1 protein-coding gene is annotated in these 272 nt (G+C 66.2%); it reads left to right on the top strand.

The window, feature by feature from the left end; all coding sequences use genetic code 11:
- On the top strand, positions 1–272 hold a 272-nt coding region (locus tag AABA84_RS34810), incomplete at both ends, for a GGDEF domain-containing protein (protein WP_338314350.1).

Raw genomic sequence — 272 nt, 5'->3', positions numbered from 1 at the left:
CGATCTCGACCGCTTCAAGGAAGTCAACGACGTGTTCGGCCACCCCGTCGGCGATCTGCTGATGCGGGCGGCGGCGGACCGGCTTGCCGAGGAGGCCGACGGCGCCTTTGTCGCCCGTATCGGCGGCGACGAGTTCATGATCCTGATGCCCGACGACATCAGCCGCGATGACGTTCTGGCGCTCGCCGAACGCCTGGTCGAGACCATCGGCCAGGAGCTGGAGGTCGACGACTATCTCTCCCATGTCGGCCTCAGCGTCGGCATCGCGTTCT

This window comes from Bradyrhizobium sp. TM239 (assembly GCF_036247985.1).
Lineage (GTDB): Bacteria > Pseudomonadota > Alphaproteobacteria > Rhizobiales > Xanthobacteraceae > Bradyrhizobium > Bradyrhizobium ottawaense.
The sequence above is the reverse complement of the archived record's forward strand: the minus strand, read 5'-3'. Positions and strand labels throughout refer to the sequence as shown.